1 protein-coding gene is annotated in these 954 nt (G+C 66.6%); it reads right to left on the reverse strand.

Features of this window, described 5'->3' with window-relative positions; genetic code table 11:
• On the reverse strand, positions 1-954 hold a 954-nt coding region (locus tag HCU76_RS36315; RefSeq protein WP_256354755.1), incomplete at both ends, for a phosphate acyltransferase.

The following is a 954-nucleotide window of genomic DNA, read 5'->3' on the forward strand; positions in this document are numbered from 1 at the left end:
GCGTTGTTTCCCGTCCAGAGCGACGTCGCCGTGCATTTCTCCGTCGACTTCGAGCCAGGGCGCCTGCTCGCGCAGCAAGGCCAGCGTCTTGCGCATCTTGATCGCGGTCGGCTGGTTGCTGGTGCCGAAGTTGGAGTGCGACAGCAGCGCCGCCTTGGGCTTCAGGCCGAAGCGCATCATTTCCTCGGCGGCCATGGTGGTGATCTCGGCCAGCTCCTCCGGCGTCGGGTCGTAGTTGACGTGCGTGTCGACCAGGAAGACCTGGCGGTCGGGCAGCAGCAGGCCGTTCATGCACGCGTAGACGGGCACGTCCTGCGGGGTGCTCTCGCAGCCGCCGGCGCGCTTGCCGATGACCTGGTCGATGTAGTGCAGGTGCGTTTGCGTCGTGCCCCAGGTGCCGCAGATCAGGCCGTCCACCTCGCCCTTGTGCAGCAGCATGGAACCGATGAGCGTGAGGCGGCGGCGCATCTCGATCTTGGCGGTCTGGACCGTCTGGCCCATGCGCTCGGTCATGCGGTGATAGGTCTGCCAGAAGTCGCGGTAGCGGTGGTCCTGCTCGACGTTGACGATGTCGTAGTCGAGTTCCTCCTTGAGGCGCAGGCCGAACTTCTCGATGCGTTGCGCGATGATGGTCGGACGGCCGATCAGCGTCGGGCGCGCCAGGCCTTCGTCGACCACGATCTGCACGGCGCGCAGCACGCGCTCTTCCTCGCCCTCGGCAAAGGCCACGCGATTGCGGGTGGCGCGACGGGCCACGTCGAAGATCGGCTTCATCGCGGTGCCCGAGGCATAGACGAAGCTCTGCAGCTTGTCGCGGTAGGCGTCCATGTCCTGGATCGGGCGCGACGCCACGCCGCTGTCGGCGGCAGCCTTGGCCACGGCAGGGGCGATCTTCATCATGAGCCGCGGATCGAAGGGCTTGGGGATCAGGTACTCGGGGCCGAAGCTGAGCTT

This window comes from Variovorax sp. dw_308 (genome assembly GCF_019207085.1).
GTDB lineage: Bacteria > Pseudomonadota > Gammaproteobacteria > Burkholderiales > Burkholderiaceae_C > Variovorax.